Source organism: Mycobacterium liflandii, from assembly GCF_022354805.1.
Taxonomy (GTDB): domain Bacteria; phylum Actinomycetota; class Actinomycetes; order Mycobacteriales; family Mycobacteriaceae; genus Mycobacterium; species Mycobacterium marinum.
The window spans coordinates 3242548-3260367 of sequence record NZ_CP023138.1 but is presented as its reverse complement, the minus strand read 5'-3'; the positions used below and the strand labels follow the sequence as shown (position 1 = coordinate 3260367).

Genomic DNA, 17820 nt, shown 5'->3' with positions numbered 1-17820 from the left:
AAATGCGCGCTCCGGCTAGCCCGACTCGGGAGCGGTCGCCGCACGATCGACCGGCGACGAATCGTCGGCCGAGTTATTCGCTCAACGCACGCCGCAACAGGTGCATGGCAACGGTCGTTGAGCGTTCGCGGATGTCGGACCGATTTCCGGGCAGCCGCAGCGTTCGAGTGACGTTGCGACCGTCGCCGACCAACACGCAAAAACAGACTGTCCCGACCGGCTTTTGCTCGGTTCCCCCACCGGGACCGGCGATTCCGGTAATCGCGACCGCGGTGTCGGCGCCGAAGCGCTGCAATGCCCCCGCCGCCATGGCCTGCGCCACTGGTTCTGAAACTGCCCCGTGCATCTCGATCAGTGCTGGGTCGACGCCGAGCAACTCGGCCTTGGCCTCATTGGAGTAACTCACCACACCGCCCATGACATAGGCCGAAGAGCCAGGGCGGTCGGTGAGCCGAGTGGCCAGGACTCCAGCGGTGCACGATTCCGCGGTCGCGATGCGCCGGTCGGCAAGCAATCGTGCCACCAGATCGTCCACCTGCGAGCCGTCTTCGGAGTAGATTTGATCGCCATGGCGATCGCGCAGCAGTCGCGCTACTTGCGCATAGGTGTCTGCCGCGCCCGGTTCGTACCGCGTGACCATCTCGATTTCTCCGCGCCGCAGGCATGTCGTGATCTCTAGCGCGCCAAAATCGGGGATGGTCGTCTCGGCACTGCGCAAGGTCTCGGCCAACCCGGACTCCGGCAGTCCGAACATCCGTATTGTCTCTTGCCGGTAGGTCGTTCGGCCGGCGATCGCCTCCTGCGCCCCGGGCATCTGAATGGCACTGTGCCACATGGGCTGAAGCTCGCGCGGGGGTCCTGGAAGCACCATGACCGCCGGCTTTCCCGGCACCACCAGACCAGGCGCGGTACCCACCGGATTGATCACTTGCGCACCAACCGGGATCATCGCTTGCTTCTGATTGGCGGCCAGTACCGAGTCGAAGTTGCCGGGGTCGAAACCCGGGTTGCGCGCCATCAGCCTCTTGAGGATGTTGGCGATCGTGTCTTCCAGTTCCGCGTCCAGTATCAGCTCGCGTCCACAGAAACGGGCGACCACCTCGACGGTCATGTCATCGGCCGTAGGTCCTAGGCCACCGCTGGTGATGATCAGGTCGAGGTCCTGGTCTGCCATGAATCGCAGCTGCGCTTCGATGTCGGCAGGGCGGTCGCCGCAGATGGTGATGTGGGCCAGCTCGACACCCAGCTCGAGCAGCTGGTCGGCGATCCACGGGCCGTTGCGATCTTGGACACGGCCGGTGAGAACCTCAGTTCCGGTGACCACGATGCCCGCACGTGCGCTCACCGGCCTCAGCCTACGCACCGGCCGATCCGGCGACGAAAGTGCCTTCTTGGCAAGTCGATTAATGCCCAGCTGGGGTGCGACGGCCGGGGCCGCACATTCGGCGCTCAGCGCCTGCAGGTGATCTAGTGGCCCGGGGCGCCAGGTTGACCCGGTTGGCCCGGCTGACCAGGCTGGCCGGGCTGACCGGGGGTTCCGCCGGGGCCCGGTTCGCCGCCGGCGCCGCCCGGACCACCCTCGCCGGGCCGACCACCTATGCCAGGTGCACCGCCCGGTCCGCCGTCGCCGCCCCGGCCGCCTTGACCTCCAGGACCGCCGGCACCGCCGGCACCGCCCCTGCCGCCGGCACCGCCTCGCCCACCGGCACCGCCCCTGCCGCCGGCACCACCGGCTCCGCCGGCGCCACCGCGGCCACCCGCCCCGCCTTGGCCGTCTTGGCCGCCGGGCTCACCGGTATCGCTACTCATGCGATTCGCGCCGGTAGGGGTGTGCAGTGACGAGCCATCGGTGTGCCTCCTGGTGGGCCAGCCAAACTTCCTCGGTTCTGTCACGTTATCTCAGCGGCCGCCTCGACCGGCATCAGACTCCAGGCCGTGCCGTGGCAGTCCCTCCGCTTTGGTCCGCGTCGTCGCGGCTGGCTGGCCGAAGCCGGCCGGTTGATGGCGTTTCCGGCGGTGCGCGACGGACAATGGGCCCATGATCGAGCTAGAGGTAGTCCAGGCTGACGTCACGAAGCTCGAACTCGACGCGATCACCAACGCCGCCAATACCCAACTTCGCCATGCCGGTGGCGTCGCAGCGGCCATCTCCCGCGCCGGTGGGCCGGATATCCAGCGTGAATCGAATGAAAAGGCGCCGATCGGGCTCGGAGAAGCGGTCGAAACCACGGCCGGCGAGATGCCGGCGCGCTACGTGATCCACGCGGCGACAATGGAGCTGGGCGGTCCTACCTCGTCCGAGCTCATCTCTCGGGCCACCAGCTCTGCCTTGCGCAAGGCCGATGAGCTCGGTTGCCGCTCGCTGGCCTTGGTGGCATTTGGCACCGGCGTCGGCGGCTTCCCGCTCGAACGGGCGGCACGGCTGATGGTCGAAGCGGTGCGGCGACACCACCCGGGTTCGCTAAAGCGGGTGGTTTTTGCCGTGCACGGAAATGCGGCCGAGAAAGCATTTGTCACTGCAGTGCAGGCCTAAGGTGCTGGCTGATCGCTGCCGGGCTGAGCTAGGTAACGCTCTACCGACGCGACTTTGCCGGTCATTGCGTCACTGGCTTCCCGGCGCCAGTCCGCCTTGATCACGGTGCTGACTCGCGGCGCGCGGGCCGCGACGGCCTCCACCGCGCGCTGTACCACCGCCATGACCTCTTCCCAGGTTACGCCTTCGATCACGGTGAACATCGAGTCCGTCTGGTTGGGCAACCCGGAATCGCGAACCACCCGAACCGCTTCGGCCACGATCTCGCCAACGCCTTCACCAACGCCCATCGGGGTAACGGAAAACGCGACAAGCACAGACACGCTTTTCTCCTATGTCAAGCCGCTGTCGGTCGGCACGGCCGTACTCGGCACCGCGACGGCCAGGACCGCAGCCACGGCAGCAAGAATCCGGCCCTCAGCACGATACGCCCCGCAGTGGGAGAACAGCCGTCCGCAATTGGCGAGATCGGTTGCTTCCACCAGTGCCGCCGCTACCGCCAGACCAAGCGATCGGATTTCCGCCACCGCAACACGTGGCACCCGCACGCTCACAGCGACATGCGCCTACCCAGACCGGCCCCTTGGCGCTGCGACCCGACCTGGCAGCATCGAGGCCCATACGGGTTCTGGTGCAACGGGTGTGCTCGGCAGCGGTGACGGTCGACGGTGACGTGGTCGGCGCCGTCCGGCCGCCCGGCCAGGGACTGCTGGCCTTCGTCGGTGTGACTCACGGTGACGACGGCGACAAGGCCCGGCGGCTTGCCGAAAAGCTCTGGTATTTGCGTATTCTCACCGACGAGAAATCGGCTTCTGACCTTGGCGCGCCGATTCTGGTGGTCAGTCAGTTCACGCTCTACGCCGATACTGTCAAGGGACGGCGGCCATCGTGGAACGCTGCGGCGCCGAAGGCGGTGGCCGAGCCGCTGGTGGCCGCGTTCGCTGAGGCCTTGCGGGCGCTGGGCGCCCACGTGGAAGCCGGTGTCTTCGGGGCCCACATGCAGGTTGAGCTCATCAACGACGGTCCGGTGACCGTCATGCTGGAACTGTGATCGCGTGCGGCGGTAGGTTGGCGCCGTAGCGGGAGGTATCGATGACTACATCCGAATATGGATCTCGTCGTTCCGACGATGACCAGTGGGACATCGTCAGCGGCGTCGGTTACACCGCATTGCTGGTGGCGGGATGGCGCGCGCTGGACACGGTCGGGCCGCAACCGCTGGCTCCCGACGAGTATGCGAAGTACTTCATCGCGGCGTCCGGGGATGCGTATTTGAACGACCAACTCGCCCATCCGCCAACCTCCGTGGACGAAACCGCGTTCCCCCGCCTCTACGGAGTCCAGACCCGGTTTTTCGATGACTTTTTCCGCTCCGCCGCCGCCGCGGGAACCAAACAGGCGGTGATCGTCGCCGCCGGTCTTGACTCGCGGGCCTATCGGCTCGAATGGCCATCCGGAACAACGGTATTCGAAATCGACCTGCCACAAGTTCTCGAGTTCAAAGCACGGGTGCTGCAGCGCCATGGTGTCGAGCCCAAAGCGCGACGAAACGAGGTAGCGGCGGATCTGCGCACCGACTGGCCGGCGACGCTGCACGCAGCGGGGTTCGAGCCGGGTCAGCCCAGCGCCTGGTCGGTGGAAGGACTGTTGCCATATCTGACCGCTGACGCGCAAGATGCCCTATTCGCGCGGATCGATGACCTTTGTGCGCCGGGCAGCCGAATCGCCACGGGGGCCCTGGGGTCGCGGTTGGATCACGATCAGCTCGTCGCCCTGGAGCAGACGCACCCCGGGGTCAATCTGTCTGGCGACGTGAACTTCTCTGCCTTGACGTATGACGACAAGACCAATCCGGCCCAATGGCTGGCGGCGCGCGGGTGGGTCGTCGAACCTGTTCGCAACACGCTCGAGTTGGAAGCCGGCTATGGAATGACGCCCCCCGCGGTGGATGTGCGCCTCGACGCCATCATGCACTCCGAGTACATCGTCGCTACTAAACCTTGAGCAGCACCTTCACGTCATTGCCGGACCGGGAACCGGCAATCGAGTATCCCTTGGCAGCTTCGTCCAGTGGCAATGAAGTGGTGAAGATCCCGTCCACATCAAGGCGTCCCGACTCGAGCAACGGAATCAATTCTGACCAGGTGCGCTGCACGGGTGCGATGGTCAGTCGCAATGTGATGCTGCGCAGCAGGCAGGTCAGGGCGGGAAGCGGAAACGGCTGCAGATCGTGAACGCCGACAACGGACACGGTGCCGCCGGCCCGAACGGCGTTGAGCGCGTCGGTCATTGATGCGTCGGTGCCCACGGCATCAATCACCGAATCGGCGCCGCGCCCACTCGTCGCTGCGACAATGGCCTCGGCCGCCGGAGAAGCGACGGCGGTCGCTCCCCATTCGGCGGCCCGCTGCAAGCGCCCCTGCACTCGATCCACCGCGAACACGGTCGCAGCGCCTTGGGCGAGGACACTGCGCACCGCGCACAGCCCCACCGCGCCCAGGCCGATGACTGCCACCGTTGCGCCAAAGGGGATATCGGCCCGGCGTGCGGCCGCTCAGCCGGTTGCGAGGTTGTCGGTGAGCAGCAACGCCTGCTCGGTGGTGATTGCAGCGGGAATCTTGAGCACCTGGAAGTCCGCGGCCGGGACCGCGAGCAGGTCGGCCTGCGCGCCGCCCAGCGCGCCGGATCCGAAGATCTGTGGCCCGGAAACACACATCGCCGGATCGCGGGTGGCGCAACCCGCGCAGGCGCCGCATCCCGCCACCGAGGACACCATGACCTGGTCACCCACTTCGACGGTGTGGACGTCGGGTCCTTTCTCCACCACCGTGCCAACCGCCTCATGACCCAGGGCCACCGGCTCGGCCAGGGGGTATTCGCCCTCGTAGAAATGCAGGTCGGAGCCGCAGATACCCGCGGCGCTCACGACGACTATGACTCCGTCAGATCCGGGCAGTGCCGGGTCGGGACGGTTGTCGACGCGGATACTGCCCGGCCCGTCGATGACTACGGTGCGCATGTCGGCGTGCTCACTTTCTTTGTCGGAGAACGAACTTAGACCAATCGGGCTGACGTACCGCGGCCCAATACTCGTTGAGCCGCCACGGGCTGACCGTATGAATTTCCCCGTCGGCGTTCTTGAAGTAGGAATGCTTGACGGCCGGGTGCGACCACACCATCTTCTTGATCTCGGCTTGCGTCCGCTCGTGCCAGCCCGCGGCCGCTTCGTCAGTCGGTTCCAGTGAACCAATGCTATCGGCCACCAAGCGTTCCAGGCACAGGTTGATATAGCGTATTTGAAGTTCCGATTGAAAGATCAGGCTGCCGCCGTGAGCGAGATGCGTGCCGGGCCCGTAGATGAGAAAGAGATTGGGAAATCCCGGAACCGTGATCCCCAGGTAGGCGTAGGGCCGTCTCCCCCACACGCGGTGCAGGTCGATTCCATTGCGGCCGATGACCTGCAGCGTGGCCAGCCAGCTACCGTTGTCCTGCAGGGTCCGCTTGCCGGTAGCCGGATAGTCGGGCAGCACCTTGCTCAATAGCGCGTCGCCGTCGGCGACTTGGCTGCTGATCCACTGGCTGAACATCATCCGCGCCGCGGCGTTGATATCGCTGACCGCATAGTCCTGGTCGGCGTAGTTCGGATCGGTACGGGCGGCGTCGAGGCCCTTGTCGGCTCCCGGCCAGAGCAGCAGAAATCGGTACCACCTGCCGTAGAACGGCAGGTGGCGCATCGCCCAGCGCACGCCGTCTCCGACTTCGTCGTGATACATGGTGTTGGGAAACATCCATTGGGCCGTGCGCTGAAACACGGACAGCTGCGCCACATCCTCGGCGATCGCCGGTGCGATCTGGAAACCGCTGGCGCCGGCGCCGACCAGGGCGACCCGCTTACCGGTCAGGTCCACCGACCGGTCCCAGGCTGCGGAGTGAAACGATGGCCCGGCAAAGGTGTCGGCACCGTCGAATTCCGGGACATAGGGACGGTTCAGCTGATCCACGGCGGTGATGAGCGCCCGCGCGGAGAGGGTGCGCGTGGTGCCGTCGGCCGACCGCAGCCGAACGGTCCAGACTCCGTCGTCATCGTTCTACTCGGCCCCCAGGGCTTCGGTATTCCACTGGATATGCCGACCCAGATCGTGCGTGTCGATCGCCTTTGCGAAATAGTCCTGCAGCTCCCACTGTTCGGCGAAGAAATGCGTCCAATCGTTGTTGGGTTCAAAGCTGTAGCAGTAGAAATGGTTGGCTACATCAACACGCGCGCCGGGATAGCGGTTTTCCCAGGGCTCCGGCGTTGTTGATTAGCAGGCTTGTGAGCTGGGTTGATGATCTTTGGTGCCGCGCTATTGGGGCCGGAGTGTAGGCACGGGCTATCTGGAGAACGATCGAGTTGGTTACTGTTCGTCGTTGGTCTGGAGTTGCCCGTGCCTACCGTTTCAGTATTGCCTGTGTCGTCGGTTCCAGAGGTGTTCGACCGCTGGAGTCCTGGTGAGCGCAGCGAGCTCATCGGATCGGAGTTTCTCGATGTGTTGGCCTCGGTGCCAGACCCGAGGGCCCCACGCGGTCGGAGGTATTCGCTGATGGCTTTGTTGGCGATCGCGGTTCTGGCCACTGCCGCGGGGATGCGCGGCTATGCTGGTTTTGCCACATGGGCGGCCACCGCTCCCGATGATGTGTTGGCCTAATTAGGGGTCCGGTTCCGGCGGCCCAGTGAGAAGACCTTCCGCGCTGTTTTGTCTCGGCTAGACCCCGCCGACCTCAACGCCAGGATGGGCAGTTACTTCACTGCACACGTGGCCAGCAGCGACCCCAGTGGATTGGTGCCGATCGCGTTGGACGGCAAGATGCTGCGTGGTGCTTTACGCGCCAAAGCGACAGCCACGCATCTCGTGTCGGTGTTCGCCCACCGTGCCCGATTGGTGCTCGGTCAACTCGCTGTCGCCGAGAAAAGCAATGAAATTCCCTGCGTACGTGCCCTGCTCACGCTGCTGCCGGGTAGCTTGCGGTGGCTGGTCACCGTGGATGCGATGCATACCCAGGTCGTCACCGCGAAGTTGATCTGCGCCACCTTGAAGTCGCACTACCTGATGATCGTCAAGTCCAACCAAGCCAAAATACTTGCGCGTATCACCGCGCTGCCCTGGGCCGAGGTGCCCACAGCCGCTACCGACGACTCCCGCGGCCACGGCCGTGTCGAGACCCGCACCCTGCAAATCATCACCGCTGTACGAGGAATCGGCTTCCCCTACGCAAAACAAATCATCCGGATCACTCGTGAACGCTTGATCACCGCCACCGACCAGCGCAGCGTGGAGGTGGTCTATGCCATCTGCAGCCTGCCGTTCGAGCACGCCCGCCCTACCGCGATCATGACCTGGATGCGTCAACACTGGGGAATCGAGAACAGCCTGCACTGGATACGCGACGTCACCTTCGACGAAGACCGTCAAAGGGCACATACCGGAAACGGCGCACAGGTCCTAGCAACGCTACGCAACACCGCGATCAATCTGCACCGCCTCAACGGCGCCGACAACATCGCCGAAGCCTGCCGGATCACCGCTTTGACCGCCAACCGCCGCCTAGACCTCCTCAATCCACAATTCCCCAGCTCACAAGCCTGCTAATCAACAACGCCGGAGCCCTGGCGGTTTTCCCACCACGTTCCGCCCGGTCCGGCGTTCTTCTCCACAATCGTGAACGCAATGTTGGCTTGCTCGAGGCGAATTCCGGCCAGGATCCCCGATTCGCCGCAGCCGATCACGATGACCGGGAACTCCGCCGCGCTCTCCGAAGGCAGGGCTACTGGCCGGCGTGGGTCCAGCCCCTCGAGGTCCATCTCTTCAGCGAGCAGAGGCAAGTAGTCATCGGGGACGTGCTCGCACGCGGCCCAGTCCAGCATTTCCCGGATGAGCTCACCGCTCAGGGGCTTGGGCTCGGGGCAGCCCTGGTCGCGATACTCGCTGATCACCGCCAGAGCCTCAGTGCGTGCTCGGGCCTTGTCGTCCTCCGACATGAATCCCTGCACTTCGTTGAGAAATAGACCCATGGGCTTGAAGTCACGGATGAAACGGGCATCGCCGGTGATGTGCACCAGGGAGAGCAACAGCGTCGGGATGCTTACGTCCTCGAGCGCGGCGGCGATCTCTGCTGTGGTCGTGGCGAACGGCAGGCCGGCGTAACGACTTCGCATTTCGGCCTTTCTCTCGGCGGACCGCAATTACGCTACTCGACGTGTCGTAATTAGCAGCACAACGCTACCGTTGCTTGCGGTACCTGAGCAAGAGTCGCCATTTCTTGCGCACCGAGGCGCGTCATCCAGATGGTGGCAACCGCTATCAATAAGCGGCAGGCATCTCAGTCTCCGTCGGACCCATCGTGGCCGGCCAGAGATCCACCTGTGCCGCCGGCGCCACCGGTTCCGCCGGAATCCCCCCCGGCCGCCGTCGCCGCCGTCGCCGATCAACTGGGCGTTGCCGCCGCTGCCGCCGTTGCTGGGGAAGACACCGGTGGGGCTGACCCCGGCGCTGCCGCCGGCGCCGCCATTGCCGATCAGCGTTGACATTCCGCCATTGCCGCCGTCGCCGGCAGGATGAACACCCGCGGTGGAACCACCGGACCCACCTGCTCCGCCGTTGCCGAGCAGCCAGGCCCCGGTCCCGCCATTGCCGCCGTCACTTCCTAGGGCAGTGCTAAAGCCGTCCGCCCCGGTGCCGCCGGCTCCGCCGTTGCCGATCAGCCCCACCGCATTGCCACCGTTGCCGCCACCGCCCGCACCGAGGATGAACCCGCTGCTGACAATGTTGGCGCCGCCGTCGCCACCGTTGCCGATGGCTGTCCCCCCCTGAACCACCATCGCCGGCGAAGCTGTTGTAGATCGCCCAGCCACCATTGCCGCCGTTGCCGACCAGCCCGGCGTTACCGCCGTCGCCGGCGGTGCTTTGAAAGCCGGCGGACCCGCCGTCGCCGCCATCGCCGAACAGCGATCCCCCGGCGCCGCCATGGCCGCCTATGCCGTTCTGCCGAAGAACACCCGCGGAGTCGCCGTCGCCGCCGTTGCCGATCAGGCCAGCGTCACCGCCGGCTCCGGCAGCGGCTCCGCCCCAGGAGGTGCCACCATCGCCGCCGTTGCCGTACCACTGGCCGCCAGCGCCCCCGGCGCCGCCAACCCCGCTGACCGCGCCGAAGGCTTGGTTGTAACCCCCGGTTCCACCGGTACCGCCGTTGCCGAACAATCCAATCGCGGCGCCGCCGGCGCCGCCCGCGCCCCCCGAATCCCCGATGCCGATGCCGAGCCCGCCGATCCCACCATGGCCGCCATTGCCGATCAGCCACCCGCCAGCACCGCCCGCGCCGCCGGACATTCCGGTGGTACCGGGCCCGCCGATCCCGCCATTGCCACCGTTGCCAATCAGCCCCGCGGCGCCACCGGCGCCCCCGGCCTGACCGGATAGACCGTTGCCGCCGTTGCCCCCGTTGCCATACAACAACCCGCCGTCCTGACCGGATTCACCCGGCGCTCCGTCGGCGCCGTCCCCGATCAATGGGCGACCCAGCAGCGCCTCGGTAGGAGCATTGACCACGTCAAGCGGATTGCCGATCAACCCGCCCGCACCAGCCGCGCCGGCGGACCCGCCCGAGTCGCCCAGGCCGCCGCTGCCGCCGTCGCCCATGAATTGGGCGCTGCCGCCGTTGCCGCCGGTACCAGGGGCGCCGCTGAGGCTCACCCCAGCGGCACCGCCGGCACCACCGTTGCCGAACAGCGCGGCCATGCCGCCACTGCCGCCGGTTCCCCCCGACGCAAGCTGGCTTTGTCCGCCGGCCCCTCCCGCCCCGCCATTGCCGAACAGTTGAGCGCCATTGCCGCCGTTGCCGCCGATCCCGCCCGTTACGCCAGAGAGGCCGGCCGCGCCGGCACCGCCGGCGCCGCCGTTGCCGATCAGCCCGACAGCGTTGCCGCCGTCACCTCCCGGGCCAGCGCCGGGAGTAAAGCCAATCGTTGCCCCGCTGGCGCCACCATCGCCGCCGTTTCCGATCACGGTCCCCCCCGGAGCCGCCGTCGCCTCCCCGGCCATCAAAGCCGGCCCACCCGCCGTTACCGCCGCTACCGAACATTCCGGCGGCGCCGCCGTCACCGCCAGTGCTATATGAGCCGGCGGAGCCGCCGTCACCGCCGTTGCCGACGAACCAACCGCCGCTACCGCCGGCGCCAGCAGTCCCCCCGCTCAGGACACCCAGGCTGCCCTCGTAGCCGCCGCCTCCGCCGTTGCCGATCAGCCGAGCATCACCCCCGGCCCCGCCGTCCGCGCCGCCCCACGGGGCGCCGCCCCGGCCCCGCCGTTGCCGAACAACAGCCCGCCGGTACCGCCGGACCCGCCGGCCCCACCAGCGATGAAGATATCGGGGCCGTTACCGCCTGTTCCGCCGGTTCCGCCGTGACCGAACAGGCCGACGGCGTCGCCTCCGGTCCCGCCGATGCCGCCGATACCTGTGGTGCCGATGCCGCCCCGCCCGCCGGTGCCGCCGTTTCCGAACAGCCACCCACCGGACCCGCCGGCCCCGCCAGCCAAACCGGTGGTCCCAGGCCCGCCGATACCACCGCTACCGCCGTTACCGATCAACCCCGCGGCCCCGCCAGCGCCGCCGGCCTGGCCCACTCCGCCGTTGCCCCCGTTGCCGCCGTTTCCGTACAGAAGTCCGCCGTCGCCGCCGGATTGCCCGGGCGCCCCGCCAGCGCCGTCGCCGATCAGCGGGCGTCCGAACAGTGCCTGGGCAGGCGCATTCAGCACGTCGAGCGCCGCCTGCAGGGGCGAAGCATTTACGGCCTCGGCGCCGGCATAAGCCCCCGCGCCGGCGGTCATTGCCTGCACAAACTGCAGGTGAAACGCGCTGGCTTGCTCACTCAACGCCTGATAGGCCTGCGCGTGCGCACCAAAGAATGCCGCGATTGCAGCCGATACCTCATCAGCGCCGGCGGCCAGGACCTCGATCGTCGGGGCCGCCGCCGCCGCATTGGCTGTGCTGAGCGCAGAACCGATGCCGGCCAAGTCCGACGCCGCCGCTGCCACGTACTCAGGGGAGGCCACCACAAACGACATCACGTTCTCCTCGCACCGATTGCCTTCGACCAGACCGGAAGCGGTGGAGCGCGGTGCGCCCTGCAGCCAACTCCGAAACTGACAATACCATATAGGACGGTATGTCCAGTTGTCCTGCCGACACTAATAATTGGATGACTGCGGGGTGGGTCGGCGGTGATCGCGATAAGTTCTAGCGCGCACCCGACGGCCCGCGTAGCCTGCACATTGGGATGCGCGACAGATCGATGATGGGCGGCATTGTGTGCCTGGCGGGTAACTATCGTGGCGACGGTACTCACCGCTTGTAGCGGCTTTCTGCTCGCGATCTTGTGGATGGACCTGATATTCGACAGTCAGGTTGTGTTCTGGCGAAATTCCCCCGATCGACTTCCCGAGTCGGTGCTGGAATCGATCTCGAGCTATTACCGGCGCGCGACCACCACATCGCGGCCGATGGGGCATCTGATTGCTCTGGTGATGTTGATCCTGTTGGGCACCTTAGGATTTCGTGCGGCTCTGGGGCACGACGCCGGCTGGCTGCTGGTGCTATCGGCGGCGCTTGCCGGTGGCCCGATCGTCTTGGCGCTCACCCGTACCTTGCCCAACGCGGTTCGGCTCGGAAGGCGATCGGGCCCGCCGTCCGCGCAGGCACGTGTTGCACGGTCGATCCTGCGGGATCACCTGTTTTGCTTTGGCTGCATGTTGGCGTTCCTCATTCTGTGGGTGGTCAACGACATGTCGTAGCCGAATCGGGTCGGGTCATCGGTGCTCAGCGCCGGTTTGCCGGCCCGAATCCGGCCTGAACCTGGGCCGCTGGTCAGGCCGCCGGTGGGCGTACTAAACTAGAACACGTTCCAATTCCGTCATCGTCCGTTAGTTTCCGGGGAGCAGGCATGCACACCGCCATATGCGACGAACTTGGCATTGAGTTTCCAATCTTCGCGTTCACGCACTGCCGCGATGTTGTCGTCGCGGTCAGCAAGGCCGGGGGCTTCGGCGTCCTGGGGGCGGTTGGATTTACCCCTGAACAGCTAGAGATCGAGCTCAACTGGATCGACGAGCACATCGGCGATCACCCCTACGGCGTTGACATCGTCATCCCCAACAAGTACGAGGGCATGGACTCGCACCTGTCGGCGGAGGAACTGGCCAACACGTTGCGGTCAATGGTTCCGCAACAGCATCTGGACTTTGCCCGCAAGATCCTCGCTGATCACGGTGTCCCAATTGAGGACGCCGACGAGAACAGTCTGCAGTTGCTCGGCTGGACCGAGGCGACGGCCACTCCCCAGGTGGAAGTGGCACTCAAGCACTCGAAGGTGACGATGATCGCCAATGCGCTCGGCACCCCTCCGGCGGAGATGATCGCGCATATTCATGAGCGAGGCCGCAAGGTTGCCGCCTTGTGCGGCTCGCCCTCGCAGGCCCGCAAGCACGCGAACGCGGGCGTCGACATCATCATCGCCCAGGGTGGCGAGGCCGGCGGGCACTGCGGTGAGGTGGGCTCGATTGTCTTGTGGCCGCAAGTCGTCAAGGAAGTGGCACCGGTCCCCGTCCTGGCTGCCGGCGGTATCGGCAGTGGCCAGCAGATCGCCGCGGCCCTGGCGCTGGGATGCCAAGGGGCATGGACGGGTTCGCAGTGGCTGATGGTCGAGGAGGCCTCCAACACCCCAGTGCAACAAGCGGCATACGCCAAGGCATCCAGCCGCGACACGGTCCGTAGCCGCTCGTTCACCGGAAAACCGGCCCGGATGCTGCGCAACGATTGGACCGAGGCGTGGGAGCAAGCGGACAACCCGAAGCCGCTAGGCATGCCACTGCAGTACATGGTCTCCGGCATGGCGGTGCGGGCCACCAACAAGTACCCGAACGAAACCGTGGACGTCGCGTTCAATCCGGTTGGTCAGGTGGTCGGACAGTTCACCAAGGTCGAGAAGGCTGCCATCGTCATCGAGAGATGGGTGCAGGAATATCTCGAGGCAACCAACAGGCTCGACGAACTCAACGCCGCCGCCGTCTGACGGCAGTCGCGCGGCCCGCCGAGCCTGGTGTCGGTGACTGCCAGCCGGGACTAGTCCAGGTCGTCGTCCTTGTCGATGAGCACCTCTTTGACCTTGTCGACCGCGTGGGTCGCGATGTCGATCGAGTTCTGCACAATGCCGCTGGCTCCCCCGGAGACGTCGCCGCGGATGATGTCACTGGCGTTCTCGACAATGTCGGAGGCCTTCTCGACGGCATTGGTCGCGATGTCCCTGGCCGCGTTGACTGCATCTTTGGGATTGATGGCCATCGGAGGCTCCTTTTCGTTGGTGGATGCTTGATACGACTGTAGTCCCGGCGAATTCGCCTCGAACATGCCAGAGTCAGTAGTCGACCAGGGTGCGCCAGTATTGTTCCGGGATCTCGTCACCGGACCGCAACACCCGGGCCAGCCCAACCGCCATCGCTATTCCAAGCAGACCCAGCCACAGCCCGGCGAGCCCGATGATCCACCACAGGACCGCGGTAGCCGCCTGCCACGGGGACAACAAAACCAGGGCTCCGGCGTTGTTGATTAGCAGGCTTGTGAGCTGCGGAATTGTGGATTGAGGAGGTCTAGGCGGCGGTTGGCGGTCAAAGCGGTGATCCGGCAGGCTTCGGCGATGTTGTCGGCGCCGTTGAGGCGGTGCAGATTGATCGCGGTGTTGCGTAGCGTTGCTAGGACCTGTGCGCCGTTTCCGGTATGTGCCCTTTGACGGTCTTCGTCGAAGGTGACGTCGCGTATCCAGTGCAGGCTGTTCTCGATTCCCCAGTGTTGACGCATCCAGGTCATGATCGCGGTAGGGCGGGCGTGCTCGAACGGCAGGCTGCAGATGGCATAGACCACCTCCACGCTGCGCTGGTCGGTGGCGGTGATCAAGCGTTCACGAGTGATCCGGATGATTTGTTTTGCGTAGGGGAAGCCGATTCCTCGTGCAGCGGTGATGATTTGCAGGGTGCGGGTCTCGACACGGCCGTGGCCGCGGGAGTCGTCGGTAGCGGCTGCGGGCACCTCGGCCCAGGGCAGCGCGGTGATACGCGCAAGTATTTTGGCTTGGTTGGACTTGACGATCATCAGGTAGTGCGACTTCAAGGTGGCGCAGATCAACTTCGCGGTGACGACCTGGGTATGCATCGCATCCACGGTGACCAGCCACCGCAAGCTACCCGGCAGCAGCGTGAGCAGGGCACGTACGCAGGGAATTTCATTGCTTTTCTCGGCGACAGCGAGTTGACCGAGCACCAATCGGGCACGGTGGGCGAACACCGACACGAGATGCGTGGCTGTCGCTTTGGCGCGTAAAGCACCACGCAGCATCTTGCCGTCCAACGCGATCGGCACCAATCCACTGGGGTCGCTGCTGGCCACGTGTGCAGTGAAGTAACTGCCCATCCTGGCGTTGAGGTCGGCGGGGTCTAGCCGAGACAAAACAGCGCGGAAGGTCTTCTCACTGGGCCGCCGGAACCGGACCCCTAATTAGGCCAACACATCATCGGGAGCGGTGGCCGCCCATGTGGCAAAACCAGCATAGCCGCGCATCCCCGCGGCAGTGGCCAGAACCGCGATCGCCAACAAAGCCATCAGCGAATACCTCCGACCGCGTGGGTCCCTCGGGTCCGGCACCGAGACCAACACATCGAGAAACTCCGATCCGATGAGCTCGCTACGCTCACCAGGACTCCAGCGGTCGAACACCTCTGGAACCGACGACACAGGCAATACTGAAACGGTAGGCACGGGCAACTCCAGACCAACGACGAACAGTAACCAACTCGATCGTTCTCCAGATAGCCCGTGCCTACACTCCGGCCCCAATAGCGCGGCACCAAAGATCATCAACCCAGCTCACAAGCCTGCTAATCAACAACGCCGGAGCCCTGACAACAAAACCAACACTGGCGCGAAAAAGAATCCGGCCCCGATGTACCACGCCGAGCCCGCCCGATCCGACGCGAGGACAAACCGTAACCACCGCGGGATCGGCGATTCGGCTTGCTGCGCCTCGGGCGTCATCGGATCAGGTCACTGGATCACTCGGGGGGAAAGAAGCCTGCTCCGGTAAACCATCCGGCCTGCCATCCCTGGGCACCCCGACAGAGCATCGGCAAGCCGTCTTCGGTCTGGGCGGCGGAATTCGGACCCGGGCACGACGCTCCGGTCTGCTGGACCCCGTACAGAGGATAGGAGATTACCCAGTAGCCGGTGGTGGCGGCCGGGAACTGGTTGGGCGGCGGGAAATGGCACGCCTCGGCTTGGCCGCTGGTGCCGTGTCCGAAGATAAAGCGTTCGTAGTTGTCGCAGGGCGCACCCAATGAGGCGTCGTAGTTCATCCCTGGCACGTCACCCTCGTAATGCGGCTGGTCGGCCACGGCGACAGGTGCTACACCGATCGCGGCACCCGTGATTGCCGCGGCGGCGAGCAGTTCCCGAATCATCTTCCACCCCTTCGTGGCACCGGCAAGCTTTCCCAAAGCATAACGATTGTGGCCTGGCCCACAAGATTGGATAGCAAAGCCGACGGTGTGGGACAAGGCGGCGACCATCCGCCGTCACCGGCGGCGAGGCCGGGGGCTCGGGTGGCCTGCCAGACGGATTTGACCAGTGCCTTCGGTGTACTGCGGCGCCGATATCCGTCGTGTCGGGCCGGTCGGCGCTAGCCGCGGTGGGCAAGCGCGCTCGTCGCCGTGGGAGGTTCGCGCGGTGTCTCTTCGACGCCGGTCGGGACTCGTGAACTCGTTTCGGTCTCGGACGTGTCAGGAAATCCTGGCGGCTGAACGCGTTGCAATTTCTCTTCGCGGATCTGGTCGGAGTTCTTCCCAACCGCGGTGGAGCAATGGATTATGGGCAATAGACGACGACTAACAGAATTCGCATCGAGGAGTGGCCTTATGCCAGCTGCCGAGCCAACCGCCACATCGGTCCCCAATCTGCCTCCCGGATTCGATTTCACCGACCCCGACATCTACGCGGAGCGGTTACCGGTAGCCGAACTCGCCGAGATGCATCGATCCGCGCCCATCTGGTGGAACGAACAGCCGACGGGCTGCGGTGGGTTCGACGACGGCGGTTTTTGGGTGGTGACAAAGCACAAGGACGTCAAGGAGATCTCGCTGCGCAGCGATGTCTTTTCCAGCCTGCAAAAGACCGCGCTCCCCCGCTATAAGGACGGCACGGTTGATGAGCAGATCGAACGCGGCAAGTTCGTGCTGCTCAATATGGACGCACCGCAACACACCCGGCTGCGCAAGATCGTCTCGCGCGCATTCACCCCAAGGGCGGTCGAGCGGCTGCGCGACGACCTCAGAGAGCGCGCTCGGCGCATCGTCGAGGCAGCCGCGGCCGAGGGGCGGGGGGACTTTGTGGAGCAGGTGTCTTGCGAACTGCCGCTGCAAGCCATCGCTGGCTTGATGGGCGTACCGCAGGAAGACCGCAAGAAGCTTTTTCACTGGTCCAACGAGATGGTCGGCGACCAAGATCCAGAGTTCGCTACCAACGATGCTCTGACCGCTTCCGTCGAACTCATCATGTACGGCATGCAGATGGCGGCCGACCGGGCGAAGAATCCGGGCCAGGATCTGGTCACCAAGCTGGTCGAGGCCGACATTGACGGCCACAAGCTCTCCGACGACGAGTTCGGCTTCTTCGTCATCCTGCTGGCGGTGGCCGGCAACGAAACCACCCGCAACTCCATCACCCAGGGCATGATGGCCTTCACCGACTTCCCCGATCAGTGGGAGCTGTACAAACGGGAGCGTCCTGTCACCACCGCCGACGAGATCGTGCGCTGGGCGACTCCGGTGACCTCGTTCCAGCGCACCGCCCTGGAAGACTATGAACTGTCGGGGGTGCGGATCAAAAAGGGCCAGCGGGTGGTGATGTTCTACCGCTCCGCCAATTTCGATGAAGACGTATTCGATGACCCGTATACGTTCAACATCCTGCGCGACCCCAACCCACACGTGGGTTTTGGCGGTACCGGCGCGCACTATTGCATCGGGGCTAATCTGGCCCGGATGACGATCGACCTGATGTTCAATGCGATCGCCGATGTGATGCCGGATCTGGAATCGATCAGCCGGCCAGAGCGGCTACGGTCGGGCTGGCTGAATGGAATCAAACACTGGCAGGTCGACTACCACAGCGATTCATCCGGGAAATGTCCTGTCGCGCACTGACAAACGAATAGT

The 17820-nt window shown here is 65.2% G+C and carries 12 protein-coding genes and 8 pseudogenes; 9 read left to right on the top strand and 11 right to left on the bottom strand.

Annotated elements, in window-relative coordinates; translation table 11 throughout:
- Positions 1 to 73: 73 nt before the first annotated feature.
- Positions 74 to 1345, bottom strand: coding sequence for a competence/damage-inducible protein A (locus CKW46_RS14680; protein WP_117436402.1), 1272 nt, complete (start codon positions 1343 to 1345; stop codon positions 74 to 76).
- Positions 1346 to 1488: 143 nt separating this feature from the next.
- Here CKW46_RS14680 and CKW46_RS14675 point away from each other — a divergent pair, with 143 nt between their 5' ends.
- Both CKW46_RS14675 and CKW46_RS14670 read left to right on the top strand, forming a co-directional pair.
- On the top strand, positions 1489 to 1839 hold the full coding sequence (locus CKW46_RS14675) for a hypothetical protein (protein ID WP_499017912.1): 351 nt from the start codon (positions 1489 to 1491) through the stop codon (positions 1837 to 1839).
- A 199-nt stretch (positions 1840 to 2038) separates the two neighbouring features.
- A complete protein-coding gene (locus CKW46_RS14670; protein ID WP_117436403.1) occupies positions 2039 to 2533 on the top strand; it encodes a macro domain-containing protein in 495 nt (164 codons plus the stop codon).
- On the opposite strand, the gene CKW46_RS14665 is transcribed toward CKW46_RS14670, so the two are convergent.
- On the bottom strand, positions 2530 to 2856 hold the full coding sequence (locus CKW46_RS14665; RefSeq protein ID WP_482053298.1) for an MTH1187 family thiamine-binding protein: 327 nt from the start codon (positions 2854 to 2856) through the stop codon (positions 2530 to 2532). The two genes, CKW46_RS14670 and CKW46_RS14665, sit on opposite strands and share 4 nt — an antisense overlap.
- A 296-nt stretch (positions 2857 to 3152) precedes the next feature.
- Between CKW46_RS14665 and dtd the strand changes: the two genes are divergently transcribed.
- Entirely contained in the window at positions 3153 to 3584 is a 432-nt protein-coding gene (gene dtd, locus CKW46_RS14660) for a D-aminoacyl-tRNA deacylase (protein WP_117436407.1), read from the top strand.
- Between the two features lie 41 nt (positions 3585 to 3625).
- Positions 3626 to 4531: pseudogene (locus CKW46_RS14655) on the top strand (class I SAM-dependent methyltransferase); the annotation flags it as partial.
- On the opposite strand, the pseudogene CKW46_RS14650 reads toward CKW46_RS14655, so the two are convergent.
- Together CKW46_RS14650 and CKW46_RS14645 are read right to left on the bottom strand one after the other, a co-directional pair.
- Positions 4412 to 5552, bottom strand: a pseudogene (locus tag CKW46_RS14650) (zinc-binding dehydrogenase); the annotation flags it as partial. The pseudogenes CKW46_RS14655 and CKW46_RS14650 overlap by 120 nt on opposite strands.
- Before the next feature lie 10 nt (positions 5553 to 5562).
- A pseudogene (locus tag CKW46_RS14645) lies at positions 5563 to 6816 on the bottom strand (flavin-containing monooxygenase); the annotation flags it as partial.
- Positions 6817 to 6957: 141 nt separating this feature from the next.
- Here CKW46_RS14645 and CKW46_RS14640 point away from each other — a divergent pair.
- Positions 6958 to 8160, top strand: a pseudogene (locus CKW46_RS14640) (ISAs1-like element IS2404/ISMul1 family transposase).
- Here the strand turns inward: CKW46_RS14640 and CKW46_RS14635 are convergent.
- Positions 8160 to 8726: pseudogene (locus CKW46_RS14635) on the bottom strand (4-hydroxyacetophenone monooxygenase); the annotation flags it as partial. The pseudogenes CKW46_RS14640 and CKW46_RS14635 overlap by 1 nt on opposite strands.
- 207 nt (positions 8727 to 8933) lie before the next feature.
- Between CKW46_RS14635 and CKW46_RS14630 the strand changes: the two are divergent.
- Entirely contained in the window at positions 8934 to 9095 is a 162-nt protein-coding gene (locus CKW46_RS14630) for a hypothetical protein (protein ID WP_482053297.1), read from the top strand.
- Positions 9096 to 9510: 415 nt separating this feature from the next.
- On the opposite strand, the pseudogene CKW46_RS14625 reads toward CKW46_RS14630, so the two are convergent.
- A pseudogene (locus CKW46_RS14625) lies at positions 9511 to 11631 on the bottom strand (PE family protein); the annotation flags it as partial.
- Positions 11632 to 11895: 264 nt separating this feature from the next.
- Here CKW46_RS14625 and CKW46_RS14620 point away from each other — a divergent pair.
- Together CKW46_RS14620 and CKW46_RS14615 are read left to right on the top strand one after the other, a co-directional pair.
- Positions 11896 to 12357 (top strand): hypothetical protein, encoded by a 462-nt coding sequence (locus CKW46_RS14620; RefSeq protein ID WP_117436988.1) that lies wholly within the window; start codon positions 11896 to 11898, stop codon positions 12355 to 12357.
- 149 nt (positions 12358 to 12506) lie between these two features.
- Positions 12507 to 13634, top strand: a complete 1128-nt coding sequence (locus CKW46_RS14615) for a nitronate monooxygenase (protein WP_117436987.1) — start codon at positions 12507 to 12509, stop codon at positions 13632 to 13634.
- A 50-nt stretch (positions 13635 to 13684) separates the two neighbouring features.
- Here the strand turns inward: CKW46_RS14615 and CKW46_RS14610 are convergent, their stop codons facing one another.
- From CKW46_RS14610 to CKW46_RS14590, 5 genes and pseudogenes are all read right to left on the bottom strand, one after another.
- Positions 13685 to 13903, bottom strand: coding sequence for an Rv1893 family protein (locus CKW46_RS14610; protein ID WP_015355553.1), 219 nt, complete (start codon positions 13901 to 13903; stop codon positions 13685 to 13687).
- Between the two features lie 73 nt (positions 13904 to 13976).
- Positions 13977 to 14246, bottom strand: a complete 270-nt coding sequence (locus CKW46_RS14605; protein ID WP_420891815.1) for a hypothetical protein — start codon at positions 14244 to 14246, stop codon at positions 13977 to 13979.
- Positions 14168 to 15370: pseudogene (locus tag CKW46_RS14600) on the bottom strand (ISAs1-like element IS2404/ISMul1 family transposase). Before CKW46_RS14600 ends, CKW46_RS14605 begins: the two are co-directional and overlap by 79 nt.
- 141 nt (positions 15371 to 15511) lie before the next feature.
- A pseudogene (locus CKW46_RS14595) lies at positions 15512 to 15646 on the bottom strand (hypothetical protein); the annotation flags it as partial.
- Between the two features lie 17 nt (positions 15647 to 15663).
- Positions 15664 to 16068 carry a hypothetical protein gene (locus CKW46_RS14590; protein ID WP_015355551.1) on the bottom strand — a complete coding sequence of 135 codons (405 nt, stop codon included), beginning with the start codon at positions 16066 to 16068 and terminating at the stop codon, positions 15664 to 15666.
- 453 nt (positions 16069 to 16521) lie between these two features.
- On the opposite strand from CKW46_RS14590, the gene CKW46_RS14585 reads away from it, so the two are divergent.
- On the top strand, positions 16522 to 17808 hold the full coding sequence (locus tag CKW46_RS14585; protein ID WP_117435701.1) for a cytochrome P450: 1287 nt from the start codon (positions 16522 to 16524) through the stop codon (positions 17806 to 17808).
- The last annotated feature ends 12 nt before the right edge of the window (positions 17809 to 17820 follow it).

Excerpts from the sequence above, each read along its gene's own strand:
- CKW46_RS14615 (WP_117436987.1), top strand. The coding sequence starts at position 12,507 with ATGCACACCGCCATATGCGACGAACTTGGCATTGAGTTTCCAATCTTC.
- CKW46_RS14610 (WP_015355553.1), bottom strand. The coding sequence starts at position 13,903 with ATGGCCATCAATCCCAAAGATGCAGTCAACGCGGCCAGGGACATCGCG.
- CKW46_RS14590 (WP_015355551.1), bottom strand. The coding sequence starts at position 16,068 with ATGATTCGGGAACTGCTCGCCGCCGCGGCAATCACGGGTGCCGCGATC.
- CKW46_RS14670 (WP_117436403.1), top strand. The coding sequence starts at position 2,039 with ATGATCGAGCTAGAGGTAGTCCAGGCTGACGTCACGAAGCTCGAACTC.
- CKW46_RS14585 (WP_117435701.1), top strand. The coding sequence starts at position 16,522 with ATGCCAGCTGCCGAGCCAACCGCCACATCGGTCCCCAATCTGCCTCCC.